The 25,485-nt window shown below is 69.3% G+C and carries 30 protein-coding genes and 1 tRNA gene; 21 read left to right on the forward strand and 10 right to left on the reverse strand.

Features of this window, described 5'->3' with window-relative positions:
• Positions 1-15: 15 nt before the first annotated feature.
• Positions 16-573: a hypothetical protein gene (locus LTT66_RS24100; protein WP_181720477.1), complete on the reverse strand. Its 558-nt coding sequence runs from the start codon at positions 571-573 to the stop codon at positions 16-18.
• A gap of 29 nt (positions 574-602) precedes the next feature.
• The gene (locus LTT66_RS24105; protein WP_043694762.1) at positions 603-983 is read right to left on the reverse strand and encodes a DUF4189 domain-containing protein; all 381 of its coding nucleotides are present in this window, start codon (positions 981-983) and stop codon (positions 603-605) included.
• Between the two features lie 409 nt (positions 984-1,392).
• On the opposite strand from LTT66_RS24105, the gene LTT66_RS24110 reads away from it, so the two are divergent.
• Complete coding sequence (locus LTT66_RS24110) at positions 1,393-2,016, forward strand: TIGR03085 family metal-binding protein (RefSeq protein WP_233060774.1); 624 nt, start codon at positions 1,393-1,395, stop codon at positions 2,014-2,016.
• A gap of 252 nt (positions 2,017-2,268) precedes the next feature.
• Here LTT66_RS24110 and LTT66_RS37480 read toward each other — a convergent pair whose 3' ends face one another.
• Complete coding sequence (locus LTT66_RS37480; RefSeq protein WP_233060775.1) at positions 2,269-2,490, reverse strand: hypothetical protein; 222 nt, start codon at positions 2,488-2,490, stop codon at positions 2,269-2,271.
• Here LTT66_RS37480 and LTT66_RS24120 point away from each other — a divergent pair.
• Entirely contained in the window at positions 2,483-4,882 is a 2,400-nt protein-coding gene (locus LTT66_RS24120; protein WP_233060776.1) for a DNA translocase FtsK, read from the forward strand. The genes LTT66_RS37480 and LTT66_RS24120 overlap by 8 nt on opposite strands.
• A gap of 6 nt (positions 4,883-4,888) precedes the next feature.
• Here LTT66_RS24120 and LTT66_RS24125 read toward each other — a convergent pair.
• Both LTT66_RS24125 and LTT66_RS24130 read right to left on the reverse strand, forming a co-directional pair.
• Positions 4,889-4,965, reverse strand: a tRNA-Leu gene (locus LTT66_RS24125).
• A 297-nt stretch (positions 4,966-5,262) separates the two neighbouring features.
• Positions 5,263-6,087 (reverse strand): class I SAM-dependent methyltransferase, encoded by an 825-nt coding sequence (locus tag LTT66_RS24130; protein ID WP_233060777.1) that lies wholly within the window; start codon positions 6,085-6,087, stop codon positions 5,263-5,265.
• Positions 6,088-6,221: 134 nt separating this feature from the next.
• On the opposite strand from LTT66_RS24130, the gene LTT66_RS24135 reads away from it, so the two are divergent.
• Positions 6,222-7,202, forward strand: coding sequence for a TerC family protein (locus tag LTT66_RS24135; RefSeq protein ID WP_233060778.1), 981 nt, complete (start codon positions 6,222-6,224; stop codon positions 7,200-7,202).
• Positions 7,203-7,206: 4 nt separating this feature from the next.
• Here LTT66_RS24135 and LTT66_RS24140 read toward each other — a convergent pair whose 3' ends face one another.
• Positions 7,207-7,491, reverse strand: coding sequence for a YciI family protein (locus LTT66_RS24140; RefSeq protein ID WP_233060779.1), 285 nt, complete (start codon positions 7,489-7,491; stop codon positions 7,207-7,209).
• 26 nt (positions 7,492-7,517) lie between these two features.
• A complete protein-coding gene (locus tag LTT66_RS24145) occupies positions 7,518-8,084 on the reverse strand; it encodes an amino-acid N-acetyltransferase (protein WP_233060780.1) in 567 nt (188 codons plus the stop codon).
• 142 nt (positions 8,085-8,226) lie between these two features.
• Here LTT66_RS24145 and pgsA point away from each other — a divergent pair, with 142 nt between their 5' ends.
• From pgsA to pspM, 5 genes are all read left to right on the forward strand, one after another.
• A complete protein-coding gene (pgsA, locus tag LTT66_RS24150; RefSeq protein ID WP_195064428.1) occupies positions 8,227-8,886 on the forward strand; it encodes a CDP-diacylglycerol--glycerol-3-phosphate 3-phosphatidyltransferase in 660 nt (219 codons plus the stop codon).
• A complete protein-coding gene (locus tag LTT66_RS24155; RefSeq protein WP_233060781.1) occupies positions 8,883-9,410 on the forward strand; it encodes a CinA family protein in 528 nt (175 codons plus the stop codon). Before pgsA ends, LTT66_RS24155 begins: the two co-directional genes overlap by 4 nt.
• Positions 9,411-9,521: 111 nt before the next feature.
• Positions 9,522-9,986, forward strand: coding sequence for a helix-turn-helix domain-containing protein (locus LTT66_RS24160; RefSeq protein ID WP_181720467.1), 465 nt, complete (start codon positions 9,522-9,524; stop codon positions 9,984-9,986).
• A 199-nt stretch (positions 9,987-10,185) separates the two neighbouring features.
• Positions 10,186-11,007, forward strand: coding sequence for a phage shock protein PspA (gene pspA, locus LTT66_RS24165; RefSeq protein WP_233060782.1), 822 nt, complete (start codon positions 10,186-10,188; stop codon positions 11,005-11,007).
• Between the two features lie 139 nt (positions 11,008-11,146).
• Complete coding sequence (gene pspM, locus LTT66_RS24170) at positions 11,147-12,037, forward strand: phage shock envelope stress response protein PspM (protein ID WP_233060783.1); 891 nt, start codon at positions 11,147-11,149, stop codon at positions 12,035-12,037.
• Positions 12,038-12,048: 11 nt separating this feature from the next.
• Here pspM and LTT66_RS24175 read toward each other — a convergent pair whose 3' ends face one another.
• The gene (locus LTT66_RS24175) at positions 12,049-12,249 is read right to left on the reverse strand and encodes a hypothetical protein (protein WP_043694735.1); all 201 of its coding nucleotides are present in this window, start codon (positions 12,247-12,249) and stop codon (positions 12,049-12,051) included.
• Positions 12,250-12,489: 240 nt separating this feature from the next.
• Here LTT66_RS24175 and LTT66_RS24180 point away from each other — a divergent pair, with 240 nt between their 5' ends.
• The 3 genes from LTT66_RS24180 to LTT66_RS24190 all read left to right on the forward strand — a co-directional run bounded on the left by LTT66_RS24180 (position 12,490) and on the right by LTT66_RS24190 (position 15,075).
• Complete coding sequence (locus tag LTT66_RS24180; protein ID WP_233060784.1) at positions 12,490-14,028, forward strand: bifunctional phosphatase PAP2/diacylglycerol kinase family protein; 1,539 nt, start codon at positions 12,490-12,492, stop codon at positions 14,026-14,028.
• 166 nt (positions 14,029-14,194) lie between these two features.
• On the forward strand, positions 14,195-14,362 hold the full coding sequence (locus LTT66_RS24185) for a hypothetical protein (protein WP_233060785.1): 168 nt from the start codon (positions 14,195-14,197) through the stop codon (positions 14,360-14,362).
• Between the two features lie 77 nt (positions 14,363-14,439).
• Positions 14,440-15,075, forward strand: a complete 636-nt coding sequence (locus tag LTT66_RS24190) for a PRC-barrel domain-containing protein (protein ID WP_233060786.1) — start codon at positions 14,440-14,442, stop codon at positions 15,073-15,075.
• A gap of 120 nt (positions 15,076-15,195) precedes the next feature.
• Here the strand turns inward: LTT66_RS24190 and LTT66_RS24195 are convergent, their stop codons facing one another.
• A complete protein-coding gene (locus LTT66_RS24195) occupies positions 15,196-15,423 on the reverse strand; it encodes a helix-turn-helix domain-containing protein (RefSeq protein ID WP_332909636.1) in 228 nt (75 codons plus the stop codon).
• Between the two features lie 675 nt (positions 15,424-16,098).
• Between LTT66_RS24195 and LTT66_RS24200 the strand changes: the two genes are divergently transcribed.
• From LTT66_RS24200 to LTT66_RS24220, 5 genes are all read left to right on the forward strand, one after another.
• Positions 16,099-16,272: a hypothetical protein gene (locus LTT66_RS24200; protein ID WP_233060787.1), complete on the forward strand. Its 174-nt coding sequence runs from the start codon at positions 16,099-16,101 to the stop codon at positions 16,270-16,272.
• A 74-nt stretch (positions 16,273-16,346) separates the two neighbouring features.
• Positions 16,347-17,057 (forward strand): PIG-L deacetylase family protein, encoded by a 711-nt coding sequence (locus LTT66_RS24205; protein WP_233060788.1) that lies wholly within the window; start codon positions 16,347-16,349, stop codon positions 17,055-17,057.
• A 68-nt stretch (positions 17,058-17,125) separates the two neighbouring features.
• The gene (locus LTT66_RS24210; protein WP_233060789.1) at positions 17,126-18,283 is read left to right on the forward strand and encodes a glycosyltransferase; all 1,158 of its coding nucleotides are present in this window, start codon (positions 17,126-17,128) and stop codon (positions 18,281-18,283) included.
• Positions 18,284-18,348: 65 nt separating this feature from the next.
• Complete coding sequence (locus LTT66_RS24215) at positions 18,349-18,543, forward strand: DUF3046 domain-containing protein (RefSeq protein WP_181720460.1); 195 nt, start codon at positions 18,349-18,351, stop codon at positions 18,541-18,543.
• Complete coding sequence (locus tag LTT66_RS24220; protein ID WP_233060790.1) at positions 18,540-19,784, forward strand: APH(3') family aminoglycoside O-phosphotransferase; 1,245 nt, start codon at positions 18,540-18,542, stop codon at positions 19,782-19,784. The genes LTT66_RS24215 and LTT66_RS24220 overlap by 4 nt, the downstream gene beginning before the upstream one ends.
• Before the next feature lie 3 nt (positions 19,785-19,787).
• On the opposite strand, the gene LTT66_RS24225 is transcribed toward LTT66_RS24220, so the two are convergent.
• Positions 19,788-20,303: a CGNR zinc finger domain-containing protein gene (locus tag LTT66_RS24225; protein WP_233069377.1), complete on the reverse strand. Its 516-nt coding sequence runs from the start codon at positions 20,301-20,303 to the stop codon at positions 19,788-19,790.
• 155 nt (positions 20,304-20,458) lie between these two features.
• Between LTT66_RS24225 and LTT66_RS24230 the strand changes: the two genes are divergently transcribed.
• The 5 genes from LTT66_RS24230 (at position 20,459) to recX (ending at position 24,744) form a co-directional block, all read left to right on the forward strand.
• Positions 20,459-20,920 (forward strand): VOC family protein, encoded by a 462-nt coding sequence (locus LTT66_RS24230; protein WP_195064419.1) that lies wholly within the window; start codon positions 20,459-20,461, stop codon positions 20,918-20,920.
• Positions 20,921-20,952: 32 nt separating this feature from the next.
• Positions 20,953-21,837, forward strand: coding sequence for a pyridoxamine 5'-phosphate oxidase family protein (locus LTT66_RS24235; RefSeq protein ID WP_233060791.1), 885 nt, complete (start codon positions 20,953-20,955; stop codon positions 21,835-21,837).
• A 32-nt stretch (positions 21,838-21,869) separates the two neighbouring features.
• Positions 21,870-22,319, forward strand: a complete 450-nt coding sequence (locus LTT66_RS24240; RefSeq protein WP_181720456.1) for a nuclear transport factor 2 family protein — start codon at positions 21,870-21,872, stop codon at positions 22,317-22,319.
• 528 nt (positions 22,320-22,847) lie between these two features.
• On the forward strand, positions 22,848-23,891 hold the full coding sequence (gene recA / locus LTT66_RS24245; RefSeq protein WP_043694706.1) for a recombinase RecA: 1,044 nt from the start codon (positions 22,848-22,850) through the stop codon (positions 23,889-23,891).
• A 334-nt stretch (positions 23,892-24,225) separates the two neighbouring features.
• A complete protein-coding gene (gene recX / locus LTT66_RS24250) occupies positions 24,226-24,744 on the forward strand; it encodes a recombination regulator RecX (RefSeq protein ID WP_233060792.1) in 519 nt (172 codons plus the stop codon).
• The last annotated feature ends 741 nt before the right edge of the window (positions 24,745-25,485 follow it).

Raw genomic sequence — 25,485 nt, forward strand, 5'->3', positions numbered from 1 at the left:
ACGCAAGTGGCGGGCTTACTCCTGGCAGGCCGCGGACTCGATCTTCGCACTCTTGACGATGTTGCAGGCGAAGGTGTGGTCGACCTTCCACTGGCCGCCCTCGGAGACGAACTGGATGAACGCGTCGTCCACCGGGGTGCTGTCGATGGTGACCTTGGCGTCGGCCTTGAGCTTGCCGTCCTTCGGGTCGCCGACGTTGGTGACCTCGACGGTGACCTTCTGCTTCTTGGCGGCGTCGACGAGGTTGGCGACCAGGTAGGGATCCTGCTCGGCGGCCTGGATCCAGCTGATCTTCTCCGCGTTCGGCACGTTCGGATCGAACGCCTTCTGCAGCCGCTCGTTCAGCTGCTGCACGGAGGGCTTGGCCAGGGCGGGCGAGGACGGGGTGGTCGGCGCGGAGCCGGTCTCCTTGTCGCCCTTGTCCGAGCCGCCCTCCAGCTCACCCGCCGCGTGGCTGGGATTTGCGCTGGTGCTCGGGGACGAGGAGTCCTCGCCCGAGGCGCAGGCGGTCAGCGAGCAGGCCGCCGCGGTGAGGACGACGGCCACGGCGGTCCGGAAAATACGATGCTTCACGATGTTTCCTTCGTCTCGAATTCCGGGCATCAGCCGTGGTTGGACGTGCAGTTCCAGTGCACGATGTAGGCATCGGAATCGTTGTGCCGCAGGGCTTGGCTCTGCGCGCTGCGCCGCGACGACGCATACCCCCAGCTCCAGCTGCCGCTGCCGCTGGAGTACGCCACTGCGCCGCAACCGTTGCGGAACCAGACCACCGATTGGCAGTCGGCGGCGCCGCAGGAGCTCACGGCGCGCTGCTGCGCGGCGGACGAGTTCGGGTAGTCGTAGGAGTACCCGATCAAACCGGTGGAGGTGGACAGCGCGATCGCGCCGTAGTTGTTGGTGTAGGCGTGCGCGGTGGGCGCGCTGACGGCCAGCGCGGAACCCACTGCCGCGAGCGCGGCAACACCGGTAGCAAACTTCTTCACGGAGGATTTGCCCCTTCTTGTCATGAGGTCCACGACCCGATGGACCGAGTGACAAAGTACAGAGCCGACTCTCATTACGCTAGCCGGAGATTTCCCGGCAGGGGGAGTCACGAACTCCGTGGTAAGGACGCGCGGCGGAACGCGCGGCGAGCATCGCCTCCAGTGTGGCCCACGGTGGCTCCTCCCGCAACCCGCACACCTGCGTCCCGGTGCTCGCACGGTGGGTGAAACTCCGTGAACGACAACACCATTGCGCTCGGCGCCGGACGAGGTCGTGCCGCGGCGGGGCGGCAGCCGATCGGCGCCACCGCGGAAGCCTGGCGAGGGACGACGGTATGCGCCGCGGCTGTCCGCCCCACCGGGCCTGCGCCGCGCGGCGGTGTGGCCGGGTGGTCGGTATGTTCGGGGTGTGACTATGGCACAGCGGGAACGCAGGGGGCTCGTCGAGGCGATGGCGGCCGCGGGCCCGGACGCGCGGACGCTCTGCGGCGCGTGGACGGTGCGGGACCTCGCCGCGCACTTGGTGGTCCGCGAACGACGCCCCGACGCCGCGCCCGGCATCATGTTGCGGCCACTGGCCGGGTATCTCGACCGGGTGCAGGCGAAGGCGGCGCGCAAGCCGTTCCCCGAGCTGCTGGACCAGGTGCGTACCGGTCCACCGTGGTGGTCGCCGTTGCGGCCGGTGGACGCGGTGGTCAATCTGTCGGAGATGTTCGTCCACCACGAGGACGTGCGCCGTGCGGAGCCCGGGTGGCAACCGCGCGAACTGGCCGCGGCCGACGAGGATCAGCTGTGGTCGACGCTGCGCAAGATGGCCAAGCTGGCCTACCGCAAGGCGCCGGTCACGGTCGAACTGGCGACGCCCGACGGCAGGAAAGTCGTGGTGCGGTCGGATGGCGACGATGTCGTCACATTGACCGGGAAGCCCTCCGAACTGCTGCTGCACGCCTTCGGCCGGAACGAAGTCCGGCTGGAGACCACCGGATCGCCCGAGTCGGTGCGGGCCGTGCTGGAGACAGACCGCTCGGTCTGATATATGCGCCGTACCGGCGGCGCGACGTTCCCCGCGTTCTCCGCTCCGGACGTCGACCGGATCCCGGCCCAGGCTTCCGGCGCTGAACGGAGCGTCACGCTGTCCGCACCTCGATCGCGGCCTGCCCGGACACCCGCAACCGCCCGCCGAAGCTGGGCCGTTGCATGGCGGGGGAAGGTCGCGACCGGCGCGAAAGCGCGCGGAGGCGCGGCAGTACCAGTGTTGCGGATGGTCCGGATGGGGCGATTGCGGCTAGCCTGGGGCCATGGCAGGTAAGTCCCGCAGCACCACGACGAGTCGGGCGCGGGCGGGATCGGCCCGGGGGAGGACCACCACGGCGCGGTCTCGCGCGGCCACGCCCCGCACCGCGACCCCGCGAGCGACCCCGGCGCCCCGCCGCCGCGGTTCCTCGGCGCGCCGTCCGGTGCGCCGCATCTCGAACACTTCGAACACCGCGCCGCTCGCGGTGATCACGCGCGGTATCAGCAGCGGCTGGAACATGCTGGCCCGCGGTCTCGGCGCGACCACGCGGACGCTGAGCCGGGCCGGGGAGATCGAAAACGGACATCGGCGCGACGGTGCCGCGCTGGCCCTGATCGCGCTGAGTGCCGTGATCGCGGCGGCGGTGTGGTTGTCGGCCGGTGGGCCGGTGGGTCACTGGGTCGAGGACGTCATCCGCGCGATCTCCGGATCGGCCTCCGCCGGACTACCGTTCGTCGCCGCCGGTATCGCTGTCGTCCTGATGCGCACCGAACCGCGCCCCGAGATCCGGCCGCGGCTGGTGCTCGGCGGCCTGCTGATCGGCTTGCCGATCCTCGGGCTGTGGCACATCGCCGCGGGCGCCCCCACCGACGCGCACGGGCGCTCCCGCGCAGCGGGTTTCGTCGGCTTCGTGACCGGCGGCCCGCTGACCAACGGCCTCACCGCCTGGCTGTCGGTCCCGATCCTGTTGCTGGCCATCGTCTTCGGCGCGCTGCTGGTGACCGGCACCACGGTCCGCGAGGTGCCCGACAAGCTGCGTCGATACCTCGGCACGGCGACCGGTGGCGACGAATACGGTGAATTCGACGGCGAGTACCGGGACTTCGATCCGGCCGACTACGACGCCGACGGCTTCCCGGTGCGCCGTACCGGCGCCAAGCGGCGCGGTCGTACGCCCGCGGAGAACTACCCGCCCGACGAGTTCGGTGACCCGGACGCGGTCACCGAGGCGATCGGCGAGCCCCCGCTGCGCGACGCCAAGCCGATCGCGGTCGAGGAGCCCGCGTCGAAACCGAAGCCGAAGAGGCAGCGTCCCGCCCCGGCGGTGCAGGACCAGACGCCACCACCGCCCCAGCAGTTGGAGTTCGTCACCGACCGCGAAGTCGAAGGCGACTACACCCTGCCGCCGTTGTCGCTGCTGACCGACGGGGATCCGCCCAAGAAGCGCAGCGCCGCCAACGAATCGATGATCGAGGCGATCACCGAGGTGCTGGTGCAGTTCAAGATCGACGCCGCGGTCACCGGTTTCGTCCGCGGCCCGACGGTCACGCGCTACGAGGTCGAACTCGGGCCCGGCGTGAAGGTCGAGAAGATCACCGCCCTGGCCCGCAACATCGCCTATGCCGTCGCGACGGAGAACGTCCGGCTGCTCGCGCCGATCCCCGGCAAGTCCGCGGTCGGCATCGAGGTGCCCAATGCCGACCGCGAGCTGGTCCGGCTGGCCGACGTGCTCAAGGCGCCCTCCACCCGCACCGACCACCATCCGCTGGTGATCGGTCTCGGCAAGAACATCGAAGGCGAGTTCGTCTCGGCGAATCTGGCCAAGATGCCGCACCTGCTGGTCGCGGGCTCCACCGGCTCGGGTAAGTCGAGCTTCGTCAACTCGATGCTGGTGTCGCTGTTGCAGCGGGCGACGCCGGACGAGGTCCGGATGATCCTGATCGACCCGAAGATGGTGGAACTGACGCCCTACGAGGGCATTCCGCATCTGATCACGCCCATCATCACCCAGCCGAAGAAGGCGGCGGCCGCGCTGGCCTGGCTGGTCGAGGAGATGGAGCAGCGCTATCAGGACATGCAGGCCAACAAGGTGCGCCATATCGACGATTTCAACAAGAAGGTGAAGTCGGGAGCGATCACCGCGCCGCTGGGCAGCGAACGCGTCTACCGGCCCTACCCGTACATCCTGGCCATCGTCGACGAGCTGGCCGATCTGATGATGACCGCTCCCCGGGACGTGGAAGACGCCATCGTCCGTATCACCCAGAAGGCCCGTGCCGCGGGCATCCACCTCGTACTCGCCACGCAGCGGCCCTCGGTGGACGTCGTGACCGGTCTGATCAAGACCAACGTGCCTTCCCGGCTGGCCTTCGCCACTTCGTCGCTGACCGACTCCCGCGTCATCCTCGACCAGCCCGGCGCGGAAAAACTGATCGGCATGGGCGACGGATTGTTCCTGCCGATGGGCGCGGGCAAGCCGACCCGCCTGCAGGGCGCGTTCATCAGCGACGAGGAGATCCATGCCGTCGTCGACTTCGCCAAGAACCAAGCCGAGCCGGATTACCAAGAGGGTGTCACCGCCGCGAAGGCCGGGGAGAAGAAGGACGTCGATCCCGATATCGGCGACGATCTCGACGTCTTCCTGCAGGCCGTGGAACTCGTGGTCACCTCGCAGTTCGGGTCCACCTCCATGCTGCAGCGCAAGCTGCGCGTCGGCTTCGCCAAGGCGGGGCGGCTGATGGACCTCATGGAGACCCGCGGCGTGGTCGGCCCGAGCGAGGGCTCCAAGGCGCGCGACGTACTCGTCAAACCCGATGAGCTGGACGGGTTGTTGTGGTCGATCCGCGGTGGCGGGCAGGACGGCGACTCGGAGTCGCAGGAGTGATCCGGCTGGTTCCCTCGGCGAGATTCGAACTCGCATCTCCCGGAATCTAGGTCCGGCGCCTCTACCGATTGGGCTACGAGGGATCGGTCGGCGTGCCCGACCACGAAAAGGGGTCACCCCCGGCGATTCGCCGCGGAGTGACCCCTTCGGTACGGGCCTGCGATAGACACGTTCAGGGGCGGCTCCGCGCGCTCATCCGCCCAGAGACGGACAACGCCGATAGCACGCGCGACTGCCGGACACCGCTCGGCAACCACTGCTGCCGCACTGTCTCGGTCATCGTCTCGCCTTCGGTGTGGGTCTGATCTTCGCCGCTCAGAAAGTAGCACCGGATGCCGGTGTTGTGAACCGCTTTCGCTTCGCCGACGACCCTACCCGGTTCAGTTCTTCCGAGCCTGAAGGGTATAGCTCAACGGCAGCCTTTCCGGGTGTCGTGTCAGCCGCCATTCGCCGTCCTGGCCCGCTGTCATCAGGCCGGGCAACGCGTTCCACGGGACACTGCGGTGTTCGACCAGGCCGGTCAGCGTCAGGCCCGCCGCCAGCAGCGCGGTCACGACCTCGCCGAGACCGTGGTTCCATTCGTGTGTTGTGATCTGGCTGAACCGGGCGTCGGTCTCGACGTAGGTGGTGCCGTCCTGGCAGACCATCGGTTCGGGCGTCTCGAAGTACGGATAGCCCACGACCAGCCGATCGTCGTAGTTGTCGTCCATCGACCACAGGGCGGGATGGCCTTCGCGCAGGAACAGCCGTCCGCCCGGTCGCAGCAGCCCGGCCACGACCGCTGCCCAGTCGGCGACGCTCGGCAGCCAGCACAGTGCGCCGATGCCGGTGAACACCAGGTCGAATCGCGCGCCGCCGAGGGCCTCGACGGCGTCGTATACGTCCGCCTCGACGAAATCGATGGGCGTGCCGGTCCGTTCGGCCAGCGAGCGCGCCTGCGCGAGCGAGGCGGGGGAGAAGTCGAGCCCGGTCATCGTCGCACCGAGCCGCGCCAAGGACAGCGTGTCGGTGCCGATATGGCACTGCAGGTGCGCGCCGCGCAGTCCGGCGACATCGTCGAGCAGGGGGAGATCGAAGCGTACGACATCGCTGAGGAAGTCGGGATCCGCCAGGAAGCGTTCCACCGCGTACTCGGTGGCGGCGGCGTGCGCGGGGGCGCGTTCGTCCCAGTTGGCGCGGTTCAGAATGCGGTAATCGTCGGCCACGGTCGATGACTGTGGCACGAACGGCCGGGTGAACGCATGTGGAATTATGGGCGGCAACCAACCCGCTACTGAAGAGCAATGGATAATTCGGGCATTATGGACATCATGAGCTTCGCTTCCGATCGGCACACCGCATGCACGTAACCGCACTCGAATGGGTGATCACCATCGTGGTGATCCTCGGCCTGTTCGTCTTCGACTTCTACGCCCACGTCCGCACGCCGCACGAGCCGACGTTCCGGGAATCCGGGTTCTGGTCCGCGATCTACATCGGGCTCGCGCTGCTGTTCGGCGGCGTGGTCGCCTGGCAGTGGGGCTCGACCTACGCGGGCGAGTACTACGCGGGCTTCGTCACCGAGAAGGCGCTCTCGGTGGACAACCTGTTCGTCTTCCTGATCATCATGTCCACCTTCGCGGTGCCCCGGATCTACCAGCAGAAGGTGCTGTTGATCGGCATCGTGCTCGCCTTGGTGATGCGCGGCGTGTTCATCGCCGTCGGCGCGGCCGCGATCAGCGCGTTCAGCTGGGTGTTCTACCTGTTCGGGTTCTTCCTCGTCTACACCGCGGTCAAGCTCATGCGCGAGAGCGGTCACGAGGTGGAGGTCGAGGAGAAACGCGACAGCCGCATCGTCGCACTGGCCAAGCGGGTGCTGCCGACCACCGACGAATACGACGGCGACAAGCTGGTGACCAGGATCGACGGGCGCCGCGCGGTCACGCCGCTGTTGCTGGCCCTGCTGGCGATCGGGTTCGCCGACCTGCTCTTCGCGCTGGACTCCATCCCGGCCATCTACGGCCTGACCGAGCAGCCCTACCTCGTCTTCACCGCGAACGCGTTCGCGCTCATGGGCCTGCGACAGCTGTTCTTCCTGATCGGCGGCCTGCTCGACCGGCTGGTCTACCTGTCCTACGGATTGGCGGCCATTCTCGCGTTCATCGGCGTGAAGCTGGTGCTGCACGCCCTGCACGAGAACACGCTGCCGTTCGTCAACGGCGGCGAGCATGTCACCGTCCCGGAGATCTCCACGCCGGTCTCGCTCGGCGTCATCCTGATCATCCTGGTCGTCGCCACGGTCGCGAGCCTGCTGCGCACCCGCGCCGAGGCGAAACGCTAGCCGCTCAGGACGCGAGGGCGCCGAAGATCGGAGCCCACTCCACGGCGCGGACGTCGTCGATCAGGTTCTCCCGGGCGAACGGGTCCCGCGCGAGCAGGTCCTTCAACTGCCCGGCGTCCGCCGAGCGGAAGATCAGCAGCGCCCCGGACCCGTCCGGGTACGGGCCGCTGCTGAGCAGGGCGCCGGATTCGAGCAGCCCGGCCAGCCAGGCCCGGTGCTCGGGACGATGGACGTCCCGGCCCGCGGTGGTGGCCTCGGAGTAGACGTAGTGGACGGCGAAGATCGGCACGGTATCGCTTCCTGTGGGGGACGGACTCAGAGCGTCAGCAGCATTCGAGTATTGCCGAGAGTGTTCGGCTTCACATAGCTCAGATCGAGGAACTCGGCCACACCGGTGTCGTAGGAGCGGCACATCTCGGCGTACACCTCGGCGGTCACCGGCGTGCCCTCGATCTCCACGAAGCCGTGCCTGCCGAAGAATTCCACCTCGAAGGTGAGCACGAACAGCCGCCGCAACTCGAGCTCCCGGGCCACCGTGACCAGCCGCTGCACGATGAGCTTGCCCACACCGGTGCCCTTGACGCCGGGGTCCACCGCGACCGTGCGCACCTCGCCGAGGTCGGCCCACAGCACGTGCAGCGCACCGCAGCCGACGACGCGGCCGTCGAGTTCGGCCACCCAGAACTCCTGCACCGCCTCGTAGAGGGTGACCAGGTTCTTCTCCAGCAGGATCCGGCCCGCGTAGACGTCGATCAGGCGCTTGATCTCGGGCACGTCGGAGGTTCGCGCGCGTCGGACGACCGGGAGGCAGCTCTGCGCGGCCGAAGCCGCGCCCGGATGAGCGTCGCTTGTCGAACCACCTAGTGGTCCCCGAGAGGTCATGGGGTGCACAGTAGTCGGCCCGGCTACCGATACTCTGAACGTGTGCCGCAGATCCTCTCGTTCACAACACCGCATCGCGCCGGGTCGCGCGACGGCGTGACGAGGCGGCAGTGACCGAGCGCGCGGCCGGTGAGGCGAGGGCATGAGCGTGCAACCCGACGAGACGGACCGCCCCTGGGGTCCGCCCGACCCGACCAGGCCCGGATTCGCGACCGCCCAGGCCGAGACCGGCGCGCCGCTGCTGAACATCGCGAACGTGCTCACCATGCTGCGCATCGCGATCGTGCCGCTGTTCGTCGCGGCGCTGTTCGCCGCGGACGGTCACCAGACGGGCTGGCGGATCGCCGCCGCCGCATTGTTCGGCCTCGCCGCGATCACCGACCGGTTCGACGGGCAACTGGCTCGCAAATACGGTCTCGTGACCGATTTCGGCAAGCTGGCCGATCCCATCGCGGACAAAGCGCTGATCGGGTCCGCCCTGATCGGTTTGTCCGCGCTCGGCGATCTGGCCTGGTGGATCACGCTGGTGATCTGCGGCAGGGAGATCGGCGTGACGCTGTTGCGGCTGGTGGTGGTGCGGCGCGGCGTGATTCCCGCCGGACGCGGCGGCAAGCTCAAGACACTGGTCCAATCGCTGGCGATCGCCATGCTGCTGTTGCCGCTGACCGGCTGGGTCGCCGAGGCCGGGATGGCGCTGATGTACCTGGCGGTGGCGCTGACCGTCGTCACCGGGCTGGACTACGTCGGCCAGGCAGCCCGGGTGTGGTTCGCGGGCGGACCGGGGCGGACGCGCGGCGTATGAGCGATCCGTTGATCGCGGGCGTGCCCGCCGGCGATCTGGTCCGCGCGCTGGTGACAGTGCGGCAAACCGTGGCGACCGCCGAATCGCTGACCGCGGGCCTGCTCGCCGCGACCATCGCCGGGGTGCCCGGCGCCAGCGCCGTGCTGCGCGGCGGTCTGGTGGTGTACGCCACCGACCTCAAGCACAGCCTCGCCGGCGTCGACGCGGAGGTGCTCGCGACCGAGGGCCCGGTGGCGGCGAGCACCGCCGAACAGCTGGCCGTCGGCGCGCGTACGCGCTGCGGCGCTGACTGGGGCGTGGGGTTGACCGGGGTCGCGGGGCCCGATTCACAGGACGGGCACCCGGTCGGCACGGTCTTCCTCGGACTGGCCGGGCCGGGCCATACCGAGGTGATGCGGTTGAAACTCTCCGGCGACCGGTGGACGATCAGAATCGGTGCGACGCACACGGCGGTGTCGGAATTGCTGCGGTGTGTGCGGGAGACGGGCACGGATGCGGCCGAGCGCGTCGGGCGAGGCGGCTGAGGTCGCCCGGGCGGGAACCACCGCCCCGGCTTCCGCGTTGTGCCAAAGAGAACGGCATGCGTGGGGTCGCGAATCGCGTCGGCCCGGCGACCGGGAGCGAAGGAGAACGAGATGACGCTGCTGCGAGAGGCGATCGGGGACAGTCTGCGGCGTGCGCGTCTCGCCCAGAATCGAACCCTGCGCGAAGTGTCGACGTCCGCACGGGTCAGCCTGGGCTACCTCTCCGAGGTCGAGCGCGGTCGCAAAGAGGCCTCCAGCGAATTGCTGGCCGCCATTTGCGAGGCGCTGGACGTGCCGCTGTCGCGAGTGCTGTGGGATGTGAGCACGATCATGGCGGGTGCCGACGGGCCGACCGCGGGCGCTCCCGCGGACGAGGCCGCGACCGCGTCCGCTCCGGCCGCGGCCGAATCGGAGCAGACCGCGGCCGAGCCTGCCGCGCAGGCCGAACCCGCCGCGGCTGCGGCGACGATGTCGGCGGCCGACGCGGCCACCCGGCCGCTGCCCTTGGCGGAGGACACCCGCATCGTCATCCCCGCACCGCGATCGGACATGTTGGTCCTGGTGAAGGGCGCGTGACGCGCGGCGAGACGTGGTCACGGTGGCAACGCTGCGGACCGGCGCGGAAAGCGGATAGATTCTCCCTAGGCGCCGGTTGGGTCGGGTTTGCCCGGCCCTGGTGCCACATGGTGGAGGATAGGCACATATCGAGTGCGTGACGGTCGCGCACTGGAGTCGCGCCGGAGCGCGGCATGTCAGATGGAGGCGGGATCAATCGATGGCTAATCCGTTCGTCAAGGCCTGGAAATACCTGATGGCCCTCTTCGACGCGAAGATCGAGGAGCACGCGGATCCGAAGGTCCAGATTCAGCAGGCTATCGAGGAAGCCCAGCGGCAGCATCAGGCCCTTTCGCAGCAGGCCGCGTCGGTCATCGGCAACCAGCGTCAGCTGGAGATGAAGCTGAACCGGCAGCTGGACGAGGTCGAGAAGCTCAACGCCAACGCACGCCAGGCCGTCACGCTGGCCGATCAGGCCACCGCCGCGGGCGACACCGAGAAGGCGATCCAGTACACCAACGCCGCCGAGGCGTTCGCCGCGCAGCTGGTCACCGCCGAGCAGTCCGTCGAGGACCTGAAGGTCCTGCACGACCAGTCGCTGCAGGCGGCTGCCCAGGCCAAGAAGGCCGTGGAGCAGAACGCGATGCTGTTGCAGCAGAAGGTCGCCGAGCGGACCAAGCTGCTCAGCCAGCTGGAGCAGGCCAAGATGCAGGAGCAGGTCTCCGCTTCGCTGCAGCAGATGGATTCGACGCTGTCGGCGCCGGGTAGCACGCCGAGCCTGGACGCGGTGCGGGAGAAGATCGAGCGCCGCTACGCCAACGCGCTCGGCGCCGCCGAGCTCGCGCAGAACACGGTGCAGGGCCGGATGCTCGAGGTGCAGCAGGCCAGCATCCAGATGGCCGGGCACAGCAAACTGGAGCAGATCCGCGCGTCCATGCGCGGGGACCAGCTGCCCGCCGGTGGCACCCAGCCCGCCATCAACCCGGCTCAGACGGAAGCGGCGCAGCCGCAGATGAACAAGGGGCAGGCGGCGCAGCAGTAGCCTCGGCCGCACGTTCGGACGGGCATGTGTCGGTGGGGACTGGTTCACTGGAAGACAAGGCGTGCAGACCCGACCGGCCGGCCGTCGGCCGAGTCGGGCCTCGGCCTGTCCGATGTGTGCAACCGGCGGGAGAGAAGGTATGAGCGGCAGTGCATTTCGCGAGCGGCAGCTCGACACGCGGCGACTGCGTGGGTCAGCGATGATCCGGGCCCAGGCCGCGCTGGCACCGCAGCCGGGCAGCCTGCCGGACAGCATTCGCGAAGTCGGGGAGAACGCGCTTGTCGCCGTGCGGCGCTGGGCCGATCCGCGCGAGCGGGAGCTGCGTCGCCGGCGCAGGGCCCGGCGCCGCAGCTATCAGCTGGGTACCGTGTCCGGTCTCACCACGGCGGGAACCCTTGGCCTCGTTGTTCTTTCGGCGCCGGTGTGGGCGGTGGTCGTGGTCGGCGGTGGCGCGGTCGCGCTGGTGACCGGTGCGGCGCTGAGCACCCGCCGCTACCTGCGGCTGCGTGGCGCGCCGCTGCCGCAGGCGGCGTTCATCCCGCGTAAGCAGCCGCCGCTGTGGTCCAACGCACGGCCGCCGATCGCCCGCCTGGTGCGCGCGGAGAAGGCATTGCACGGGATGGGCGCGCAGATCGCGCGCTCGCACCGGCTGCCTCCGGACGAGCTGGCCGACCTGCTCGAAACGGCCGCCTCGGGCGCCGCGGCGCTGCACGCGCTGGCCTCCGACATCATGGCGATGGAACAGGGCCTCGGCGCGATGGGGAGCGCGAGTTCGCCCGCGGCCGTGGCACTCACCGAGAACCTGCGACTGACGCTGGACAGGCTCGACGCGGGTGTGGCGGAGTACGAGCAGGTCGTGGCCGCGGCGGGCCGGATCCTGGCGGTTCCGGAGAACACAGTGCTGCGGCACAACTTCGACACCATCGTGGCGGATCTGCGGCACGCTTCCGACCGGCTGGACGGATGGGCACAGGCTCTCACCGAGGTGGCCGACAAGTCGGTGACCGCGTCGCCACGGCCACCGATCTGACCGGATGCGGTTCAGCTCGCCCGATCCCGGCGGCGCAGTTCTTCGGCTTTGACGCGAAACGCCGCGCCCACCAGTTCGCGGCTCTCCGCCATGAGGTCGAGCACCTCCCAGGACGCTTTGCGGGCGGCGGAGCCGACGATCCCCGCGATCGCTGAGCCGTGTCGTCGTGCCGCGGCCGCGAGTTCCTGGGCCAGCTCGTTCGTGTTTTCCATCAGGTTCCGGCCGTCACCTGAGATTCAGTGCATGAGTGTGTGCTGATTGGGGTGTCTGCATCGGTCGATCATCCCTTCCCGGTTGTCGCTCAACGCCACTGTGCGTTCGAGATCAGAGTACATCCGTACACTGAAAGGGTGCGCGATCCGGTCGCGACCGCGCCGGTGAACGCCTGAGCGCCTACGCCGGGCCCGCCGCCGGTCGCCAGGACCCCGCGTCCGATCGGTAGGCTGGCGGCGATGCGGTTTCTCTCGACTCAGCGGCGCGACGGTGGGGTGGCCGGAATAACGAGCAGCCTGGATCGCTGGCTGGTCGGCCGCAGTGCGCGCGTGCGGGCGACCTCGGCCGACCGGGTGCTGAAGGCGTTGAGTACCGCGGCCGACAAGAACCGCTTGTGGATCGCGCTCGGAGCGGTCCTGTTCGTCGCCGGAGACCGTTCGACCCGGCGCGGCGCGGCGCGCGCCCTGCTCGCGCTCGGCATCGCGAGCGGCGTGGCGAACGGCGTGGCCAAACCGCTGTTTCCGCGCCGCCGCCCGCCGGACGAGTCCGTTCCGTTCGTGCGCAGGCTGGTCGCCCCGCCGGTCTCGTCGTCGTTCCCCTCCGGGCACTCGGCCTCGGCGGCCGCGTTCGCGGCGGGCCTCGCGTTGGAGTCCCCCGCAGCGGCCGCCGCGGTGGCCCCGGTCGCCGCCGCGGTCGGGTATTCGCGCGTGCACATCGGCGTGCACTGGCCATCCGACGTGGTCGCGGGCGCACTGTTCGGGGGTGCGGTCGCGCTGCTCACCCGGCGATGGTGGGCGGTGCGCGACGACGAACCCGCCGCTCTGGGCCCGGTCGGCCACATCGACCCGCTGCCGGGTGGCGCCGGACTGCTGCTGATCGGCAATCCGCACGCGGGGTCGGGCAGCGGCGACGGCGCGCTCGCCGCCGTGGGTGACCGGCTGCCCGCCGCCGAGGTGCTCGAGCTCACCGGCGGCGACGATGTCGAAGCCCGGGTCGATGAACTGCTGCGGCGCGATGACATCGTCGCCCTCGGCGTCGTGGGTGGCGACGGAACCGTGTCCACCGTCGCGGAGTACGCGGTACGGCACCGGCTGTCCCTGGCGGTGTTCGCGGGCGGCACGCTGAACCACTTCGCCAGGGACGCCGGGGTGGAGGACTCCGCGGTGACCTTCGCCGCGCTGGAGTCGGGCGAAGTCGTCCGCGTCGACGTGGCCGAGGTGTCGTTCGACGGCGCCGAGCGGCGAATCTTCGTCAACACCGCCAGCCTCGGCGGTTATCCCGATTTCGTGCGCGTCCGCGAACGCTGGGAACGCCGGATCGGCAAATGGCCCGCCGCGGGCCTCGCCATGGTGCGCGTGCTGCTGCGCGCCAAGCCGCTGCACGTCACCATCGATGACGCCCGCATCGCGCTGTGGATGCTGTTCGTCGGCAACGGCGCCTACCGGCCCGCCGACCAGATCCCCATGTCGCGTCCTGAACTGCACGGCGGCACACTCGACGTGCGGTACCTGCGCGCCGACGTCCCCTTCTCGCGCCTGCGGTTGGTGTTCGCGACATTCACCGGCACGCTGGAGTATTCACCGACCTACCGGCACCGCCGAGTTTCCCGGGTGGACGTAGGCGTGGCCGAGGCGCCGGTCTCGCTGGCCACCGACGGCGAAGTCGACCATCGCGGCAAGAACTTCCGGTTCACCAGTAAGCCCTCCGCTCTCACGCTGCTCAAGGGCGGCCCCGGGACGCCGGATCGGCACAGTGAGCGGCCCGACAGAACCGATTGATGTAGCTATTCAATAGCTGAATGGCTTCAACTCTCGCTTAGAGTCGTCGAATCGTGCGGTAATCAGCGTTTGATCTGCGATGGTCCGGGTAGTTGCCACAATGTAGCTGATTTCTCCCGGTCGCGCTTGCGGCCCGGGAACATGCACTACTGGGCAGGAGCAGGTCATGCTCGATGTTTCCTACCGTCTATCGCTGCTCGACCAGGACACGCAGCGGCTGGATGTCAGCCGGTACCTGACGTGTGAATCCGCCGAGGACCCGGTGCGGCCGGCGCGGAGAACGCAGCGCCTCGCCGCCGGTCCCGGCACCACCGATCGACCCACAAGCGATTGAACCCCTTTCTCAACCCGCGCGGTGGACAGCCGCGTTTGTCGGACTGCGCATCGCACGGACGAACTGCGGAGGAACCCATGACTGAAATGCTGGAAACGCTCATAGGCAGCTCGGTGTACGGCCCCGAAGGCGAGAAGATCGGCAAGGTCAAACGGGTCTACGTCGACAACAACTCCGGGTCGCCGACCTGGATCGCGGTGTCCACCGGCCTGTTCAGCGCCGACGCCTTGGTCCCGCTGGCCGGAGCCGAGCATCGCGCCGAGTCGGCCACGTTGCAGGTGCGGGTCGGGAAGGAAGCGGTGAAGGCCTCGCCGCAGCTGGACCACAACGGGCAGATCAGCCCTCAGGCCGAGCAGGAACTGTTCGACCACTACCAGATCGATCCGGATCAGGCCGCCTGGGATGTCTACGGCAGGCAGCCGGTTCCACAGCCGCGGCGAGCCCGCCCCGAGATGACCCGCCCGCCGGAGGAAAGGTCCAGGGAGCAGGCCGACGTCGCCACGGCACGCATGCGGACCTATCTGGACAGCGCGGAAGAGACGCTGCGGATGCCGACCGGCGGCGACGGGACGAGCGTGGGGCGTGAGCCGATGATCGACCCCTACGCCGTCGACACGGCCGATCTCGGTATGCAGGAACCGGATGGCATTCCGCACGCCGACCCTCTGACCGAACAGGCAGGAGACCGCGACCCCGAGCGTCGCAGAGGCTGATCGGGGCGAGTGGACCCGGCGTGCGGAATGCGCGACCGGGCTCGTCGGCAGCGATGGTGTGCGAGTCCGCTGACGCGCACACCATCGCTGTTCGCGATTCGGTCGGCTGCCTCGTGCCGGTCAGGTGGGCAGTGCGACCGGGGAGAGCAACCGCCATGCGCGCGTGTCGAAGCCGGTGAGCTCGCGGATGCGCCCCAGCCGGTAGCGCAAGGTGCTGCGATGGATGTGCAGCGCGGCGGCCGAATCGTCGTAGTTGCCACCGCATTCGAGGTATCGGCTCGAGGTGTGCATCAGATCGGCACGGTGGTCGCGATCGTAGTCGAGCAGAGTGTCGAGCCATTGCCGCATGAACTGCTCGACTGTCGTCGCCGTGCACGAGTACCACGTTGTGCTCGCCGTGCAGGTCGTAACCCGTGGCCTCGGCGCAATCCCGTTCGCGCAGCGCGACGTTCGCCAGCGCGGCGCCCGCGAGCTGAGCGAGCGCGGTGAGCAGGAACATCTCCGCCTGCGGCGGTGGTCGGCCCCGACGACGATCGCGCCCACGGTCTGGAAATGGTCACGCAGGGGCAGCGCACAGCCCGATACTCGCTATCGACCACTCGATAGCAGCCCAGTGCGTGGCAGCCTCCGATGGATGCCATCGACTCCGCGGCGATCCGGAGAATGTCCGATTCGCCGCAGGCCGCGAAGAGCAGCACCGATGTCGAGACCAGAGCGTGCAGCGATGCCGCAGGCACGTCCGCCGGCGAGGCGTGGACATCCGAACTCACCGTGTGCTGGCTCATGCTCCGGTCCGTGGCCATCGAGTGCGTGCGCCGATATCGCGGACTCGGGCACCGAACGCCTGTCGTCGCCGCGTAGCCGGACATCCTGGCGTGCAGTAACCCCGATCGGCACCCCACCGGTGGCGGCCGAATGTCGGGGCAAACCCTGATCTTCACCCCGAAATACCGTTTCACCTGCTGATTCGGGCTCCTCAGACTGTCATGCTCGAAGCGGAAACGAACGTCTGGAGGCACCGAAATGTTGTGGAAGATCATCGGCATCGTCGCCGTCGTCTGGATCGCGCTGGCGGTCATCGGCGCGTTGCTCGAGGGCCTGTTCCCGATCCTGGTGATCAGCGCCATCGTGTTCGGTCTGTACCTGCTGTACAAGGCGGTGTCGGGCTCGGACAACTCGACGGTGAGCAAGCTGTAGCGGACGCGGCGGTGCGACGCCCAGCCGGGGCGGCGCACCGCCGTCGCGTACCGGCGGTGTTTGAATGACTCTTCGTGGAGCGAGTTCCCGAAGATTGGCAGCGCGGCCTGGTGATCGTCGCGCATCCCGACGACATCGAATACGGCGCCGCCGCGGCGGTCGCCCGGTGGACGCGGCAGGGCAAAGACATTCGTTACGTGCTGGTGACCAGCGGGGAGGCCGGTATCGCCGGATTGCGGCCCGCGCTCGCAGGCCCGCTGCGCGAGGCCGAGGAGATCGCGGCGGCCGAGGCGGTGGGCGTGCGGGAGGTGGAGTTCCTGGGTTATCCGGACGGCCGTGTCGAGGAGAGCCTCGGCCTGCGCCGTGACCTGGCCGCCGCCATTCGCAGGCACCGGCCGGAGATGGTGGTGCTGTTCAACTTCGGCGACGTCTGGGCGCCCGGCTACGTCAACAGCGCCGACCACCGTGCGGTCGGCCGGGCCGCGCTGGATGCGGTCTCCGATGCGGGCAACGAGTGGATCTTCCCGGAGATCGCCGAATGGGAACCGTGGTCGGCGCGGTGGGCGGCGGTCGTGGGACCGGCCGCCACCCACGCCGTCGACGTCACCGACACCGTGCAGCAGGCCGCCGCGTCGCTGGCCGCGCACCGGCGCTACCTCGAAGCGCTGAGCCCCGAGCCCGTCGCCGATCAGGTGCGCGCCGTGGTCGAGCAGGCGACCGCTCCCAAGGAGGGGTTTCCCGCCGAGCGCGCGGTCGGGTTCGAGTTGTTCTTCTTCGCCGGCTGAACCCTCGACTCGCGTCGGCACGGATGCGGGTGCCGCCCGCCCTCGAGGGAGTGTGGCAGGCTAGGCGAATGCGAATAGCCGTCGTCGCAGGGCCCGATCCCGGGCACGCGTTTCCCGCTATCGCGTTGTGCTTGCGGTTCCTGGCAGCCGGTGACGAGCCGGTCCTGTTCACCGGACCGCGCTGGTTCGACGCCGCGCTCGCCGCCGGCATCGGCGTGCGCAGGCTCAAAGGCCTGGCACCGCGGCCGGTCGATGACGACGCCGACGCGGGGCAGCGCATCCACGAGCGGGCCGCGCACATCTCCACCGAGATCCTGCCCGAGCTGAGCGCCATGCTGCCGGAACTGGTGATCTCCGACGTGCTGACCGCGGGCGGCGGGATGGCCGCCGAGCGGCTCGGCGTCCCGTGGGTGGAACTGTCGCCGCATCCGCTGTATCTGCCGTCGAAGGGGTTGCCGCCCATCGGAAGCGGACTCGCACCCGGCACCGGCGTGCGCGGGCGATTACGCGACGGTGTGCTGCGCGGAATGACCGCACGGGCCCTCCGGAACGGCCACAGGCAGCGGGAGCGGGCCCGCGAGAGTGTCGGTCTCCCGGCCGTCGACCCCGGTCCCGCCGCACGGTTGATCGCCACGCTGCCCGCGCTCGAGGTGCCGCGACCGGACTGGCCGGAATCCGCCCATGTGATCGGTCCGCTGCTGTGGGAACCGACCGACGCGATCCTGGATCTTCCGCCCGGTGACGGGCCGCTGGTCATGGTGGCCCCGTCGACCGCGCACACCGGCGTGGCGGGCATGACGGAGACCGTCCTGGAGGCGCTGGAGGGAACCGGTGTCCGCGTGGCGATTTCGATGCTGGACACTCCGCCCGCCGACCTTCCTCCGTGGGCGAGGGCGGGGCTCGGGCGGCAAGACCAACTGCTGACCCGCGCTGCCGTCGTCGTGGGCGGTGGCGGCCACGGCCTGCTCGCCAAGTCGCTGTCCGCGGGCGTCCCGATCGTGACCGTCCCCGGTGGCGGCGACCAGTGGGAGCTGGCCAATCGCGCTGCCAGACAGGGCAGTTCGATCGTCGTCCGGCCGCTGACACCCGAGGCCCTGCGCGCCGCCGTCCAGGAGATCCTCAGCGATCCCGGCTACACCGAGGCCGCCGGGCGAGCCGCCGCCGCGACCGAGTTCGCTGATCCCGTCGCCCTGTGCCACCAGATCCGCCACGCCGTGCATCCCTGACCGGGAGCGCGGGCCGGGTGTGGCACTGACGAGGGGACGCGCGGGATGGGAGTAAGTTCGGGACGGTGCGGTTGACCGAGTTTCAGGAACTGTTGCACACCGAGTTCGGTGTGGCCCGGGGCGACGCCCTGCTGGCCGACCACGTGATCCCCGGGCTGGGCGGGCGGACCGGAGCCGACGCCATCGAAGCCGGGATGGATCCCCGCGATGTCTGGCGCGCACTGTGTGCCGAGTTCGACGTCCCCAGGGCGCGCTGGTGAACGCCCCCGGGCAGGTGGATCGGGACGAGCCGCTGTACCGGTTCGACGAGCGGCAGCGAATGATTCCGCACGACCCGCAGCGCCTGGCCGCCCGCGTGGCGCAGGCCCGCCCCGACGATTTCGCCGGCTACCGGCAGACCGGCATCGAACTGATGCTGCTCGGTCGCTACGACGAGGCGCTGGATCACCTCGATCGCGCGCTCGAGCTGGTGGACACCGAGCGGCGCAGGATCAGCGTGTGGATCAACCTGGGCGACGTCTACCGTTATCGCGGCGACGCGGGCACCGCCGAAACGCTCTACCGCCGCGCGGTGGAACACGCGCGCGCGGCCGATCCGGAGGTGCTCTCCTTCGCCGTGCAGCACCTGGGCAAGGCGCTCGCCGAGCGAAATCAGCTGACCGAGGCGCACGCGCTGCTGACCGAGGCGATGCGGCTACGCGTCACGGACGGCGATCCCGAGGAGATCGAGGCCACCCGCGCCGCCCTGGACACGTTGGGCGAGCTGCCGATCCCGTTGCCGCCCACTGTCGCCGCGCTGCTCGGCGAGTCGCCCAGCTGGTCGGACGAGCACGAGGGCATGAGCGGCGGCGTGGTGTTCGTCGACGGGGCCTACTGGCTCAAACGCGGACCGAAGGCAGTCGCCGAGTACGAGCGGCTGACCTGGCTGCGCGGCAGAGGGATCGCGCTGCCGCAGGTCGCGGCCTTCGAAGACGACGTGCTGGTGCTCGCGGACGCGGGCGCCCCCAGTCTGGCCGCGCGAGCCGGTTCCGAGCGCGCGTATCCCGACTCCATCGGCGCCGTCATGGGCGCGGTGTTGCGGCGGCTGCACAGCATTCCGGTCCGCGAGTGCCCCTTCGACGGACGTCTCGACGTCGTGCTGGCACAGGCGCGTCGCCACGTGGTGGAAGGCCTCGTGGACGCGGACGACTTCGATGACGACAACGCCGGATCCACCCCGGCGGAGCTCTTCGCCCGGCTGCTGGCGCAGCGCCCGGACCAGGAGGATCTGGTGGTGGCGCACGGCGATTTCACTCCGCCGAACGTGCTGGAGAACGAGATCCTCCTCGATGTCGGCGCGCTCGGCGTGGCCGACCGCTATCGCGATCTGGCGCTGGCCGTGCGTGACCTGCGCGAGGACTTCGGAGAAGCGGAGGTGACGGCCTTCTACGCGGCCTACGGGCTGACCGAGCCGGACGAAAGCCGCTTGGCGTACTACCGGCTGCTCGACGAATTGTTCTGAGCCTCAAGCCTTTCGCGCGTAATGCCGCGCCGCTTTGGTGCGGTTGCCGCAGGTGGCCATGGAGTGCCAGCGGCGGGTTCCGTTCTTCGAGGTGTCGTAGAAGAACAGCACGCATTCCGGGTGCGCGCACTGCCGGATCCGATCGGGCGCGGTGCGCAACAGATCCAGCAGGTTGTCGGCGGCCAGCCAGGCGGGCAGCCACGGCCGCTGCGGCACCTCCACCAGGTCGGTGGGTCCGGACGCGGTGAGCGCGCGCCGGATGCGGCCGCGTTCCAGCACGTCGTCGAGTCCCGCGTGGGATGCGTGCACGACCACGTCGTAGATGGCCGTCCGAGCCGCCAGGACCGCGTTCAAGGTCGCCTCGTCGGCGCTCGCGCGATCGGCGAGGCCCGCCGACGTCAACCAGGTGCGCAGACCGGCGACATCGGTGAGCAGATCGCGGGGTCCGTGCTCGATCCATCGCGTGTTCAGCAGATCGAGCGCCAGCGGTTCACCGAGGTGGGGGCGTGGATCGGGCATGCCCGAGGGTATCGAGTGTGGGTCGTCGTCCACGGCGGCCACCTCCGCTCTAACTAGTCAAATCGATTTCAGTGGTTGACAGCGCCGGTCGCTGCTCAGTATGTTCTAACTATTCAAACCGTAATAGACGGTTAAACATTCCGAGGAGGAACACCATGACCGCCGTTGCCGCACCTCAGCTCGCCACCGGGCACATCGGCCTGAACGTCTCCGATCTGGATCGTTCCGTGGAGTTCTATCGCCGGGCACTCGGTTTCGAGCAGCTCGCCGCGAGCACCGACGCCCAGCGCCGCTGGGCGTTCCTCGGTGCCGACGGCAAGCTGGTCGTCACACTGTGGGAGCAGAGCGACGGCGCGTTCTCCACCGAGACGCCCGGCCTGCACCACCTCTCGTTCCAGGTCGACAGCATCGACCAGGTGCGCGCCGTGGAGCGGGTGTTGCGTGAGCTCTCGGTCGCCTTCGCCCACGACGGAGTGGTGGCGCACGGCGAGGGCGTCGCTTCCGGCGGGATCTTCTTCACCGATCCCGATGGCATTCGGCTCGAGGTCTACGCGCCCAGCGGCGCCGAAGCCGCTCCCGCGCCCAGCGGCGCGGCCCCGACCTGCGGTTTCTTCTGATCGGTCGGTCGCACAGTGAAGGGAGAATCGTGATGGGGCCGTTTCACGACGGGGAGGTCGCCGTCCAGCGCCGCATGGGCCAGGCGGAGATCGCCGAGCGGGTCGGCCGCATGATCCGTCCCGATATCCCGTCGGTGGCCGCCGGCTTCCTGGCCGAACAGCGCATGGTGGTGCTCGCCGCCGCCGACGCGGCGGGCAGGCTGTGGGCGAGTGAACTGGTCGGGCGGCCGGGATTCGTGCGGGCGATCGATGATCGGACGATCGCGGTCGATGCCCGTCCAGCGGCCGCCGATCCGCTGCACGAAACGCTGACCCACCGCTCCCGCATCGGCATGATCGCCCTCCAACCGCAGCGGCGCAGGCGGATGCGGGTCAACGGGAGATCGGCGCCGGAGGGCACCGGCCTGCGCATCGTCACCGATCAGGTGTACTCGAACTGCCCCAAGTACATCTCCCGGCGGGACGTCGAGAGCTACATACCCGACGCCTCCTCGGCGGCCGTTCGCCGCGGCGTCGAACTCGACGCGGATCAGCAAGCCGCCATCACGGCCGCCGACACGTTCTTCGTCGCGACCGCGGACAGGGACGGCAACGCCGACGCCTCGCACCGCGGCGGGAATCCCGGGTTCCTGCACGTGGTTTCGCCCACGCGGCTGCGCTGGCCGGACTACCGGGGCAATTCGATGTTCATGACGCTCGGCAACATCGAGGTCAACCCGCGCTGCGGAATCCTGATCCCCGATTGGGCCACCGGAGCGACCTTGCAACTCACCGGCACCGCCGAATTGGTCTGGGAACCGGAGACCTTCGCCGCGGGTGCGCAATGCTCTCTCGATTTCACCGTGGAGGAGGTCGTCGAGCGGCCCGGAGGAGCACTGCGGTGGGGGCCCGCCGAGCTTTCACCCGTCAATCCCTGACCCTCTGAACCCTCTGAGAAAGGAGCCGTCCCATGCGGCCTCCGTTACCCCCGTTCGACGCGGAATCCGCCCAGGTCAAAGTGCGGGCCGCCGAGAACGCCTGGAACACCCGCGATCCGCAGCGGGTCGCGGCCGCCTACACCGAGGATTCGGTGTGGCGCAATCGTGACGAGTTCTTCACCGGCCGCGACGCCATCGTCGAGTTCCTCACCAGGAAGTGGTCCATCGAGAACGGTTACGCGCTGCGCAAGGATCTGTGGGCCTTCGACGGCAACCGCATCGCCGTGCGCTTCCAGTACGAATGGCACGACGAGTCCGGCCGGTGGTTCCGCAGCTACGGCAACGAGCAGTGGGAGTTCGCGCCGGACGGACTGATGTCCCGGCGGGAGGCCAGCATCAACGATGTCCGGATCGAGGAATCCCAGCGGCGCATCTTCGGGCCGCGCGATCCGGGCGACGAATCGGTGCTGCCCCAGCGGTAGGGCGCGAACGGCCCGGTGACCGCGAGCGCGCAACGGCGGCGCCCCAGCCGGGCGCCGCCGTCTCGTCGTGCCGGATCACGGTCAGGCGGCGACGGCGTGCCGCTCGGCTTCCGACATTCCGGCGTCGGCGCGCTGCCGGTGGAACAGCCCGAACGCGACCAGTCCGAAAACGACGCCGACCGCGGCCGCGACGGCGAACGCCGATCATCTGCCGCGACACCGCGGACCTCTACCGGTACGTGACCGAGCGGCTCGGCGCGCTGGACGGGATCACCGGCCTCGAGGTGACGCCGTCGCTGCGCGTGCTCAAACAGGCGCAGACGCTGCTGGATGCCGACCGGATCGCGCTGGTGCGCTGATCGCGCGGCGGTTGCCGGGGACCACGGATGCGGTGCGCGTTCCGCCGGGCGCGTCACTTGACTCGAACACCTGTTCGTCTACTCTGGTCGCCAGAACTTGTCGGTGCCGGGCTCTACTGTAGGCGCCAACCACAGAACGAGACTCACCCGTCGAAAAGGGGATCAGGACATGGCACCACAGGCGTACGACCGGGACAAGGCGCTCGAGCTCGCGCTGGCCCAGGTGGAGAAGAGCTTCGGCAAGGGCGCCGTCATGCGCCTGGGCGAGGAGGCGCGCCAGCCCATCTCGGTGATCCCCACCGGCTCGATCGCGCTCGATGTGGCGTTGGGCATCGGCGGCCTGCCGCGCGGCCGCGTCGTCGAGATCTACGGCCCGGAATCCTCGGGTAAGACCACCGTCGCGCTGCACGCGGTGGCCAACGCGCAGGCCGCGGGCGGCGTAGCGGCGTTCATCGACGCCGAGCACGCGCTCGACCCGGACTACGCCCGCAAGCTGGGCGTCGACACCGACGCCCTGCTCGTCTCCCAGCCCGACACCGGTGAGCAGGCGCTGGAGATCGCCGACATGCTGGTGCGCTCCGGCGCCATCGACATCATCGTCATCGACTCGGTGGCCGCGCTGGTGCCGCGCGCCGAGATCGAGGGCGAGATGGGCGACAGCCACGTCGGTCTGCAGGCCCGCCTGATGAGCCAGGCGCTGCGCAAGATGACCAGCGCGCTGAACAACTCCGGCACCACCGCGATCTTCATCAACCAGCTGCGCGAGAAGATCGGCGTGATGTTCGGCTCGCCGGAGACCACCACCGGCGGTAAGGCGTTGAAGTTCTACGCGTCGGTGCGCCTGGACGTGCGCCGCATCGAGACGCTCAAGGACGGCAGCGACGCGGTGGGCAACCGCACCCGCGTGAAGGTCGTGAAGAACAAAGTCTCCCCGCCGTTCAAGCAGGCCGAGTTCGACATCCTCTACGGACACGGCATCTCCAAGGAGGGCTCGCTCATCGACATGGGCGTCGAGCACGGCTTCATCCGCAAGTCCGGCTCCTGGTACACCTACGAGGGCGATCAGCTCGGCCAGGGCAAGGAGAACGCCCGCAAGTTCCTGCTGGAGAACATCGACGTCCGCGACGAGATCGAGAAGAAGATCAAGGAGAAGCTCGGCATCGGCGCCGACGTGACGGCCGATGCGGCCGCGGAGGTGCCCGCCGATTTCTGAGCCGAGGAACGGCCGGCGCTCGCCCGGGACAGGTCCGGCCGCTCCCGGGCGGCCGGAGTCCGACGCGGTGCGGGATATGCGGCGTCGGCTGGAAGAACTTTTGTCCGCCTCCGGTTCGCCGGCTGCCATCCGGCCCCGCAGGCAGGAATCCGAGCTCGTCCGGAAAACCGAAGGTGATTCGGTTGCGCCGGACACCATGGGAACTCGGCCGGACGCGTCCGATCCGCAGCGGGCGCGTCCGGCTGGGTCCCGTCGCGGCCGTCGCGACGCGCGGGGGCACAGCGGCTCGTCCTCGACCGACTCCGATCGGCCCGAAGGCCGGTCGGCGGGTCCGGTGGCGGCCGGATCCGAGGGCGGGACGGTCGAGCAGGCGAAAGAGGCATGTCTGCGCTTGCTCGCCGTCCGCGCCCGCAGTCGTGCCGAGCTGGCCCAGCGTCTCGCGGCCAAAGGGTACTCGGCCGAGGTGAGCGAACGGGCGCTCGCCCGCCTCACCGACGTGGGGCTCATCGATGATGTCGCCTTCGCCGAGCAATGGGTGCACTCCCGCCACGCTTTCTCCGGCAAAGGCAAACAGGCGCTCGCGCAGGAGCTGCGACGCAAGGGCGTCGCGCCGTCGGATGCCGCGTCGGCCCTCGACGCGATCACCGCTGACGACGAGGAGGCGCGGGCCGGCGAACTGGTCCGCCGCAAACTACGCTCCCTACCGCGAGACCTGGACCGGGAGAAGGCGATTCGCCGCCTCGTCGGCATGCTCGCCCGCCGGGGCTACGGCCAGGCCACGGCCTATCGCGTGGTCAAAGCCGAATTGGCCGATCAGGGGGTCGAGGGCGCCCTCGACGAGCCCGTCGACTGAACTCTGTGGCCCTAGGTGGCTCCAACAACGGTGCGCCTACAGCACCTGCTCGAGACGCTGTCGGCGGCACTCGAACAGATCGAACGTGCGGGTTGCCGCCGATCGGGTCCGGTCGCGCGAAGCCGCATCCCGCTCACAACTGCGTCACACGCCGGTCGGATATGCGGGATACGGATGCCCGGTGCGGCTACCTGCTCCGGGTGCGGCCGGAACGGCCGCCTTGGTCAGCGGAATCGCGGGCGGCAGCGGCGTTTCCGGTCGATTTCCTGGTTATCGCTGCTCGGACAGCCGATCGGCGCCCGGCCCACAGCGGTCGAGGTCTGTACCCTTCGTACCGCCGCTGCGGAAGTGCAACGCTGCGCGGGTTTCGGGTGCGGCATTGTCGGTCTACACCTCTCCTGTGTCGGAGAGCGGACCCGAGGTCGTGGTTATGGTCATTTCCTGCTCCTGTGTCGAGGACTTCTCAGGTGTCGTGCAGCCGCTCGGGCACCGGCAGGGGGACGGTCGGCTCGGCCTCGTGCAACCGGTAGGCGAGCCGGACCTCGTCCACCTGGTACGTGCGGCCAAGCGACCGCGCGGCAGGTCGTACACGTCCGGTTCCCCGTCGGCGAAAGGCGCTGTGATAGAGCCGGACTCGTAGACGAGGTGGTCGGGGCACGGCTGATCATCGATCATCGACTCCCGCAGGCACGAAGCACTGACGACCGCCCCACCGGTCGGCTACCGGGGATCGGCATACGC

The organism is Nocardia gipuzkoensis (assembly GCF_021183645.1).
GTDB lineage: Bacteria > Actinomycetota > Actinomycetes > Mycobacteriales > Mycobacteriaceae > Nocardia > Nocardia abscessus.

Excerpts from the sequence above, each read along its gene's own strand:
- LTT66_RS24230 (WP_195064419.1), top strand. The coding sequence starts at position 20,459 with ATGACCGCCGTTGCCGCACCTCAGCTCGCCACCGGGCACATCGGCCTG.
- LTT66_RS24190 (WP_233060786.1), top strand. The coding sequence starts at position 14,440 with ATGACTGAAATGCTGGAAACGCTCATAGGCAGCTCGGTGTACGGCCCC.
- LTT66_RS24180 (WP_233060784.1), top strand. The coding sequence starts at position 12,490 with ATGCGGTTTCTCTCGACTCAGCGGCGCGACGGTGGGGTGGCCGGAATA.
- LTT66_RS24175 (WP_043694735.1), bottom strand. The coding sequence starts at position 12,249 with ATGGAAAACACGAACGAGCTGGCCCAGGAACTCGCGGCCGCGGCACGA.
- LTT66_RS24240 (WP_181720456.1), top strand. The coding sequence starts at position 21,870 with ATGCGGCCTCCGTTACCCCCGTTCGACGCGGAATCCGCCCAGGTCAAA.
- LTT66_RS24155 (WP_233060781.1), top strand. The coding sequence starts at position 8,883 with ATGAGCGATCCGTTGATCGCGGGCGTGCCCGCCGGCGATCTGGTCCGC.
- LTT66_RS24225 (WP_233069377.1), bottom strand. The coding sequence starts at position 20,303 with ATGCCCGATCCACGCCCCCACCTCGGTGAACCGCTGGCGCTCGATCTG.
- LTT66_RS24200 (WP_233060787.1), top strand. The coding sequence starts at position 16,099 with ATGTTGTGGAAGATCATCGGCATCGTCGCCGTCGTCTGGATCGCGCTG.
- pspM (WP_233060783.1), top strand. The coding sequence starts at position 11,147 with ATGAGCGGCAGTGCATTTCGCGAGCGGCAGCTCGACACGCGGCGACTG.
- pgsA (WP_195064428.1), top strand. The coding sequence starts at position 8,227 with ATGAGCGTGCAACCCGACGAGACGGACCGCCCCTGGGGTCCGCCCGAC.
- LTT66_RS24145 (WP_233060780.1), bottom strand. The coding sequence starts at position 8,084 with ATGACCTCTCGGGGACCACTAGGTGGTTCGACAAGCGACGCTCATCCG.
- LTT66_RS24195 (WP_332909636.1), bottom strand. The coding sequence starts at position 15,423 with ATGCGGCAATGGCTCGACACTCTGCTCGACTACGATCGCGACCACCGT.
- LTT66_RS24185 (WP_233060785.1), top strand. The coding sequence starts at position 14,195 with ATGCTCGATGTTTCCTACCGTCTATCGCTGCTCGACCAGGACACGCAG.
- LTT66_RS24235 (WP_233060791.1), top strand. The coding sequence starts at position 20,953 with ATGGGGCCGTTTCACGACGGGGAGGTCGCCGTCCAGCGCCGCATGGGC.
- pspA (WP_233060782.1), top strand. The coding sequence starts at position 10,186 with ATGGCTAATCCGTTCGTCAAGGCCTGGAAATACCTGATGGCCCTCTTC.
- LTT66_RS24160 (WP_181720467.1), top strand. The coding sequence starts at position 9,522 with ATGACGCTGCTGCGAGAGGCGATCGGGGACAGTCTGCGGCGTGCGCGT.
- recA (WP_043694706.1), top strand. The coding sequence starts at position 22,848 with ATGGCACCACAGGCGTACGACCGGGACAAGGCGCTCGAGCTCGCGCTG.
- LTT66_RS24210 (WP_233060789.1), top strand. The coding sequence starts at position 17,126 with ATGCGAATAGCCGTCGTCGCAGGGCCCGATCCCGGGCACGCGTTTCCC.
- LTT66_RS24135 (WP_233060778.1), top strand. The coding sequence starts at position 6,222 with ATGCACGTAACCGCACTCGAATGGGTGATCACCATCGTGGTGATCCTC.